Genomic DNA, 7,753 nt, shown 5'->3' with positions numbered 1-7,753 from the left:
ACCGAGAGCTGGTTGACGGCGTTCGGGCGCTGGAGGTCGCACGCCACGAGCAGCGGCGAGTGCCCCTGCCCCTTCAGCCACAGACCGAGCTTTCCGGCGAGGGTGGTCTTACCGGCACCCTGCAGACCAGCCAGCATGATCACGGTCGGCGCGGTCTTGGCGAACCGCAGCCGGCGGGTCTCGCCACCGAGGATCGAGACCAGCTCGTCGTTGACGATCTTGATGACCTGCTGGCTGGGATTCAGCGCCTTGGAGACCTCGGCGCCGAGCGCCCGCTCCTTGACGTTCTTGATGAACGCACGGACGACCGGCAGGGCGACATCGGCCTCGAGGAGGGCGATACGGATTTCCCGGGCCGCGCTGTCGATGTCCTGCTCGGAGAGGCGGCCTTTGCCCCGGAGGGACTTGAAAGTCGCGCTGAGGCGGTCGGAAAGCGTATCGAACACGGTGGTCGCGATCCTCGGGTCGGGGCGGGATGGTCGCCACCCAGGGTATCCGGCCCCAGGACACGACCGCCCTTGCCGGTCGAAATGGACCGGCAAGGGCGGGAACGCGCCGATGCGGGGAGCGCGCCGCCTCGGACGGGCGCCCCTTGCCGCGGAGGGGACCATCCCCCCACTCGCGCGGGGAGCACTCCGTGCGCGACGGCCGGCGTGCCGATCGGGTCACACCCTCACCGCAGCGCCTCCTCCAGTGCCCGTGCCAGGTCGATCGCCTCCTCGTCCGGGAGGAGGGAGCCGTCGGGGCGGGTCACGTAGAGGGTGTCGACGGCGTTGGCGCCGAGCGTGGAGACGTGGGCGCTCCTGACGCGTACGGTCGCGCCTTCCAGGGCGCGGCCGATGCGGTGGAGGAGGCCGGGGGCGTCCTGGGCGCGGACCTCGATGACGGTGGCGAGGCGGGAGTCGGCGGCGGCGACGGTGACGCGGGGCGGCGGGGCGGTGAGGCCGCGCCGGCGCGGGTAGGCGGCGTCGCGTTCGGCGAGGCGGGCGGGGACGTCGAGGGTGCCGTCCAGGGCGCGGACGAGGTCGGCGCGGAGCCTGGCCGCTTCGGGCAGGGAGCCGTATTCGGCGGCGACGCGCCAGTCGAGGACGAGGACGGAGCCGGAGCCGAGCGCGGTGGGCAGTTCCACGGCCCTGAGGTCGGCGGCGCGGACGGTGAGCCGGTGGAGGGCGAGGACGCCGGCGACGGCGGGGAGGACGCCGGGCTGGTCGGGGAGGGCGATGAGGAGTTCGACGCCGACGGGCTCGGGTTCCTCGGGCTCCGCCACGACGGGTTCGGTGCGCAGGGCGAGGACGGGTTCGCCGGTGCGGAGCGCCTCGACGGCGAGGCGTTCCTGTTCGGCGCTGGGCGCGGCGGCCTCGGGGTCGGGCGGGGTGTCGCCGGCGAGGACGCCCGCGACGCGTTTGACCAGGTCCGCGACGAGCGAGGCGCGCCAGGAGGACCAGGCGGCGGGGCCGGTGGCGAGGGCGTCGGCCTCGGTGAGGGCGTGCAGGAGTTCGAGGGTGCCCACGGTGCCGACGGCCTGGGCGACGGACTGGACGGTGGCGGGGTCGTCGAGGTCGCGGCGGGTGGCGGTCTCGACGAGGAGGAGGTGGTGGCGGACGACGGTGGCGATGACGCCGACGTCGGTGCGGTCGAAGCCGATGCGGGTGGCGACGTCGCGGGCGATGGTCTCGCCGGCGACGGAGTGGTCGCCGGGCCAGCCCTTGCCGATGTCGTGGAGGAGGGCGGCGACGAGGAGGAGGTCGGGGCGGCCGACGCGGCGGGTGAGGGAGGAGGCGCGGACGGCGGTCTCGACGAGGTGGCGGTCGACGGTCCAGGTGTGGACGGGGTTGCGCTGGGGCCGGCAGCGGACGCGTTCCCAGTCGGGGAGCAGCAGGGTGACGAGGCCTTCGGCCTCCAGGGCCTCCCAGACGGGCACGGTGGCCTCGCCGGCGCCGAGGAGGGTGACGAGTTCCTCGCGCGCCTCGGCGGGCCAGGGCACCGGGAGGGGCTTGGCGGCCGCGGCGAGGCGGCGTACGGCGTGCAGGGAGATCGGCAGGGCGGACTGGGCGGCCGCGGCGGCGGCCCGCAGGGGCAGCACGGGGTCGCGTTCGGGTCTGGCGCTGAGGGCGAGGACGGCTTCGCCGTCCATCTCGACGACGCCTTCGGCGAGCGGGGTGCGCTCGACGGGGGGTTTCGTGCCGCCGCGGCTCAGGAGGGAGCGCAGCCGGGGCCGGGCGGAGCGGGCCTTGAGGACGCGGTTGACCTCGCGCCAGGTGACGTCGGCGGCGTACGAGATGGTCCGGGCGGCCTCGTACACCTCGCGGAGCAGGGTGTCGGCGTCGAGGAGGCCGAGTTCGGCGGCGACGGCGTCCTGTTCCTGGAGGGCGAGCCGGTCGGTGGCCCGTCCGGTGGCCAGGTGGAGGGCGTCGCGGGCGTCGAGGAGGCGGCGGCGGGCGTCGTCGAGGCCTTCGCGGGGGGCGTCGGCGAGCCAGGAGGCGGCGACGGCGCGGAGGGCCTGGGCGTCGCGGAGGCCTCCCCTGGCCTCCTTGAGGTCGGGTTCGAGGAGGAACTGCAGCTCCCCCATGCGTTCGGCCCGCTCGCGGCACAGTTCGTCGAGTTCGGGGAGGCGCCGGGGTGCCTGGTTGCGCCAGTCGGCGAGGACGGTGGTGCGCAGGGCGGCGACGAGTCCGGCGTCTCCGGCGACGGGCCGGGCGTCGAGGAGGCCGAGCTGGACCTTGAGGTCCTCGGCGGCGGTGGCGCGGGCCTCGGCGGGGGTGCGGACGGAGTGGTCGAGGGCGAGGCCGAGGTCCCAGACGGGGTACCAGATGCGGTCGGCGAGGGCGGCGACGGCGGCCTTGTCGGCGCTGCCGTCGTGGAGCAGGAGGAGGTCGAGGTCGCTGCGCGGGGAGAGTTCGGCGCGGCCGTAGCCGCCGACGGCGACGAGGGCGACCCCGCGGGGTGGTGCGGCGGCGGCGAAGAGGCCGACCAGCCAGTCGTCGGTGAGCCGGGCCAGGGCGGAACGGCGCGGCGGCCCGGACCGCTCCTTCTCGTGGAGAAGGAGCAGCCGGGCCGCCGCGTAACCGCCGGGTCCCGAATCTTCGGTCTCTGTACTCGCTTCGAGGCTCGTCACCCGGCGGCTCCTCACGTGTGCTTACAGTGCGTCCGGACCGCGCTCGCCGGTGCGGACCCGTACGGCGGTCTCGACCGGCACGCTCCACACCTTGCCGTCACCGATCTTGCCGGTTCGGGCGGCCTTGACGACGACGTCGATGAGCTGTTCGGCGTCATCGTCCTCGACGAGGACCTCGATGCGGATCTTGGGAACGAGGTCGACGGTGTACTCGGCTCCCCGGTAGACCTCGGTGTGGCCGCGCTGGCGGCCGTAGCCGCTGGCCTCGGTGACGGTGAGGCCGTGGACGCCGAACGCCTGGAGGGCCTCCTTGATCTCGTCGAGCCGGTGCGGCTTCACGACCGCGGTGATGAGCTTCATGCGTCCACCTTCTTGTTCTGCGTGACGGCCGGGGCGGGGGCTGCGGCGGTGGAGCGCGAGGACGCGCCGCCGCCGGCTCCGCTGAAGTCGTACGCGGTCTCGGCGTGCTCGACCTGGTCGATGCCGGAGACCTCGTCGTCCTCGCTGACCCGCATCCCCATCGTCTTGTCGATGATCAGGGCGAGGACCGCGGAGACGATCAGAGAGTAGGCGAGGACCGCGAAGACGCCGATGGCCTGCTTGCCGAGCTGGTCGAGGCCGCCGCCGTAGAAGAGGCCCTTGGCGTCGGACTGGACGCCGCCGGTGGCGAAGAAGCCGACGAGGAGGGAGCCGATGACTCCGCCGACGAGGTGGACGCCGACGACGTCGAGGGAGTCGTCGTAGCCGAACTTGTACTTGAGGCCGACGGCCATGGCGCAGAGCAGACCGGCGATGGCGCCGACGGCGATGGCGCCGAGCGGGCTCACGGCGCCGCCGGACGGGGTGATGGCGACGAGTCCGGCGACCGCGCCGGAGGCGGCGCCGAGGGTGGTGAAGGCGCCGTGGCGGACCTTCTCGTAGAACAGCCAGGCGAGCATGGCGGCGGCGGTGGCGACCTGGGTGTTGACGAACATCACGGCGCCGACGCCGTCGTCGTTGCCGAGCCAGGAGCCGGCGTTGAAGCCGAACCAGCCGAACCAGAGGAGACCGGCGCCGAGCATGACCAGCGGGAGGCTGTGCGGGCGCATCGGGTCCTTCTTGAAGCCGACGCGCTTGCCGATGACGAGGATGACGCCGAGGGCGGCGGCACCCGCGTTGATGTGGACGGCCGTGCCGCCGGCGAAGTCGATGACGCCCATCTCGAAGAGCCAGCCGCCGGAGCCCCAGACCCAGTGGGCGACGGGGAAGTAGACGATCGTGACCCAGAGGGTGATGAAGAGGGCCCAGGCCGTGAACTTGACGCGGTCGGCGAGGGCGCCGCTGATGAGCGCGGGCGTGATGATCGCGAACATCAGCTGGAAGACGGCGAAGACGTACACCGGGATGGTGTAGCCGTCCCAGAGCTCGGTGATGCCGATGCCGCTGAGGCCGACGTACTCGGAGGACCAGCCGATGAGCGATCCGGAGTCGGTGCCGAAGGCGATGCTGAAGCCGTAGAGCACCCACAGGATCGTGACGATCCCGAGGCTGATGAAGCTCATCATCAGCATGTTGAGGGTGGACTTGACGCGGACCATGCCTCCGTAGAAGAAGGCGAGAGCCGGGGTCATCAGCATGACCAGGGCGGAGCAGATGAGCATGAACCCGGTGTTGGCGGCGGACAGCTCGGGGGCGTCTGCTGCCAGGGTCGTGATGGCTGGTGCCATCGGCGTCTCCTCGTCGTCGGTACGGCCTGTGCGGGGCGGGGCCGGAGAGAGCGGCGGCCGTGAGGGCGTGGCCGGTTATGGGCCAGAGATTCGCGCAGCGCGGTTTCCGTCGATGCCGCTCGATGTTTCGGCGCAGTGACGAAGGGATGGGGCGTGTTACGCGGCCGTGAACGGCCGTGTCACGACGAGGTAACGTCCGTATCCTCCGCACACGAAGGACCGGCCGCGCCCGGCGTCCGTGTGACCTTGCGGCGGGGGAGCCGAGTCGGGCAGTACGGGACGTCTGGCGCGGCCGGGGATCGTGCGGGCCCGCGGGGCCGGGATCAGACCGCTTCGGCGGCCTCGGGCAGGAGCTGGGTGAGCCGGTCGGTGAGCTGGACGACCTCGGCGACGTCGCTGTAGTTGCGGGCGGCGTGGTCGACGGTCTTGCGGAGCCGGGTGTTGACCCGCTCGGAGCGGATGCTGCGGGCGACCCCGAGGGCCTTCTCGGCGAGGACGACGGACTGCTCGGGCTCGCGCTTGAGGAGGTGGACGGTGGCCATGCCGATGAGGTTGAGCGCGTACGACCGCTGGTGGTCGGGGTCCTTCTCGAAGAGCTCGACGGCCCGCTCCATGACGGGCTCGGCGAGCGAGGCGTAGGTCGGGGAGCGTCCGGCGACGTAGGCGAGGTCGCGGTAGGAGTGGGAGTTCTCGCCGTTGAGTTCGGCCTCGGAGAAGAAGCCGATCCAGTCGGGCTCGGGCTCGCCGTCGAGGCCGACGTCGGCGAAGGTGTCCTCGGCCATCCGGACGGCCCGCTTGCACTTGGAGGGCTGGCCCATGTTGGCGTAGGCGCGGGCCTCCATCGCATACAGCATGGCCTGGGTGCGGGGGGTGGCGCACTCCCGACTGCCGTACTGGGCGAGATGGATGAGTTCGAGGGCGTCGTCGGGCCGTCCGAGGTGGATCATCTGGCGGCTCATGGACGAGAGGATGTACGAGCCGAGGGGCTTGTCGCCGGCTTCCTTGGCGGCGTGCAGGGCGAGCACGAAGTACTTCTGGGCGGTGGGCTGGAGGCCCACGTCGTAGCTCATCCAGCCGGCGAGTTCGGCGAGTTCGGCGGCGCAGGTGAAGAGGCGCTTGGCGGTGGCGGCGGGCTGCGGCTCCTGGAGGAGGTCGGTGACCTCGTGGAGCTGTCCGACGACGGCCTTGCGGCGCAGTCCGCCGCCGCACTGGGCGTCCCACTTGCGGAACATGGCGGTGGTGGACTCCAGGAGGTCGAGCTCGACCTCGGAGAGCCGGTTGGGGCGGCGGGCGTCGGCGAGGGGGTCGGGCCGCTCGAAGTCGCCGACCGGGGTGGGCACGAGCCAGCGCTGCATCGGTTCGATGAGGGAGGGTCCCGCGGCGAGCGACAGGGACGAGCCGAGGAAGCCGCGGCGGGCGAGCATGAGGTCGCTGCGGGAGAACTCGCTGAGCAGGGCGACGGTCTGCGGGCCGGCCCAGGGCAGGTCGACGCCGGAGACGGACGGCGACTGGTGGGCGGTGCGCAGGCCGAGGTCCTCGATGGCGACGACGGAGCCGAAGCGCTCGGAGAACAGCTCGGAGAGGATGCGCGGGATGGGCTCGCGCGGCTGCTCGCCGTCGAGCCAGCGGCGCACCCGCGAGGTGTCCGTGGAGATGTGGTGCGCGCCCATCTGGCGCGCCCTGCGGTTCACCTGCCGCGCGAGTTCGCCCTTGGACCAGCCGCTGCGCACGAACCACGAGCCCAGCTGCTCGTTCGGGCGCTTGCCGGCAGTCGTACCGTCTGCGCCGTTGCCGCCCACTGGAACGCCCCCATCCACCTGATTGCCTGTCCTGCGAACCCCTATCAGAATGCCGTGTCTCGCGGCACCCGTCCGGCGTTCGCGCTCCTTCGAACTGGAAACCGGGTTGCCTCCGGCATACCCGCGCGTGCCGAAGACCCCGGGTTCGAGTACCGAAAGTAACCCTACGATCACCCCTCTACGAGGGCGATTCAAGAAACGCCACCATTCGCCACCCCTTCGAATGAACTCGCCGCGCGTGGAACGCGATTCACTTGACAGGCGACGAACCGGAGTCGGTGGACGGATGCGCGGAGAGGCGCGCGCAGCGGTCCGCACCACCCCGAGCACGACCGCGCGCCATGTCGGCGCGACGGAGAGTGACGAAGGGTGACGACGGTGCTCCTGGTCGTAACCACCGGCGCGCTCGACCCGTTGGAGGGGGCATGGGTTTCACGATCGGCGGCATTCGTGAGATGCGGTCCGGCGCACGCCGCCGCGTACGCACCACGGAGTGCACAGCGGTGGCGGAGTACACGGGACTGTGGGGCTGGGACGTCGCCCCCGGAGCGCGGGCGGTCTCCGGCCAGTGCTCCTGCGGGGACCGGACGTGCGCGGCCCCGGGCGCGCACCCCCTCTCCTTCGCGGAACCGGTCCCGGCCGGGGCGGGCCTCGACGACGCCGCCAAGGCGTGGTCCGAGTACCCGGGCGCGGCGCTGCTGCTGCCGGTGGGCAGGGCCTTCGACGTGATCGAGGTCGCGGAGGCCGCGGGCCGGCGGGCACTGGTGCGCCTGGAGCGCATGGGGCTGCCGCTGGGCCCGGTGTGCGCGACCCCGACCGGCCGGGCGCGGTTCTTCGTGGCGCCCGGCGCGGCGGCCGAGCTGCCCCAGCTGCTGTACCGGATGGGCTGGGACGACGCCGATCTGGACCTGCACTGCCTGGGTCCCGGCAGCCACATCACCGCTCCCCCGTCGGACCTGGGCGGGCTCGGGCCGGTGCGCTGGCTGCGGCCGCCGACGCTGGACACGGCGGGCGCGCCGCCGCAGGCGCGGCTGCTGCTCGGCACGCTGGCGTACATCTGCCACCGGACGCGGTTCTGACCTCCGACCCCCGGGTACGCGGAAGGGCCCCTGTCTCTTATACACAACTGACGC

The 7,753-nt window shown here is 72.5% G+C and carries 6 protein-coding genes; 1 reads left to right on the top strand and 5 read right to left on the bottom strand.

Going from position 1 to position 7,753, the window contains the following annotated elements; all coding sequences use genetic code 11:
* From ACFCY7_RS38690 to ACFCY7_RS38670, 5 genes are all read right to left on the bottom strand, one after another.
* The coding region (locus tag ACFCY7_RS38690; protein ID WP_376490773.1) for a signal recognition particle receptor subunit alpha at positions 1-446 on the bottom strand (446 nt) is incomplete at its 3' end.
* Positions 447-673: 227 nt separating this feature from the next.
* Positions 674-3,115, bottom strand: coding sequence for a [protein-PII] uridylyltransferase (locus tag ACFCY7_RS38685; protein WP_376490772.1), 2,442 nt, complete (start codon positions 3,113-3,115; stop codon positions 674-676).
* A gap of 21 nt (positions 3,116-3,136) precedes the next feature.
* On the bottom strand, positions 3,137-3,475 hold the full coding sequence (locus ACFCY7_RS38680) for a P-II family nitrogen regulator (protein WP_004924863.1): 339 nt from the start codon (positions 3,473-3,475) through the stop codon (positions 3,137-3,139).
* Positions 3,472-4,821, bottom strand: a complete 1,350-nt coding sequence (locus ACFCY7_RS38675) for an ammonium transporter (RefSeq protein ID WP_376490771.1) — start codon at positions 4,819-4,821, stop codon at positions 3,472-3,474. The genes ACFCY7_RS38680 and ACFCY7_RS38675 overlap by 4 nt, the downstream gene beginning before the upstream one ends.
* A 323-nt stretch (positions 4,822-5,144) precedes the next feature.
* Entirely contained in the window at positions 5,145-6,620 is a 1,476-nt protein-coding gene (locus ACFCY7_RS38670; protein ID WP_376490770.1) for a hypothetical protein, read from the bottom strand.
* 425 nt (positions 6,621-7,045) lie between these two features.
* Between ACFCY7_RS38670 and ACFCY7_RS38665 the strand changes: the two genes are divergently transcribed.
* A complete protein-coding gene (locus ACFCY7_RS38665) occupies positions 7,046-7,699 on the top strand; it encodes a bifunctional DNA primase/polymerase (RefSeq protein WP_376490769.1) in 654 nt (217 codons plus the stop codon).
* Positions 7,700-7,753 lie beyond the last annotated feature (54 nt).

This window comes from Streptomyces sp. NPDC056361 (genome assembly GCF_042262805.1).
Classification (GTDB): domain Bacteria; phylum Actinomycetota; class Actinomycetes; order Streptomycetales; family Streptomycetaceae; genus Streptomyces.
Note: the sequence above shows the minus strand (reverse complement) of the source record. Positions and strands in the feature narration are given on the sequence as shown.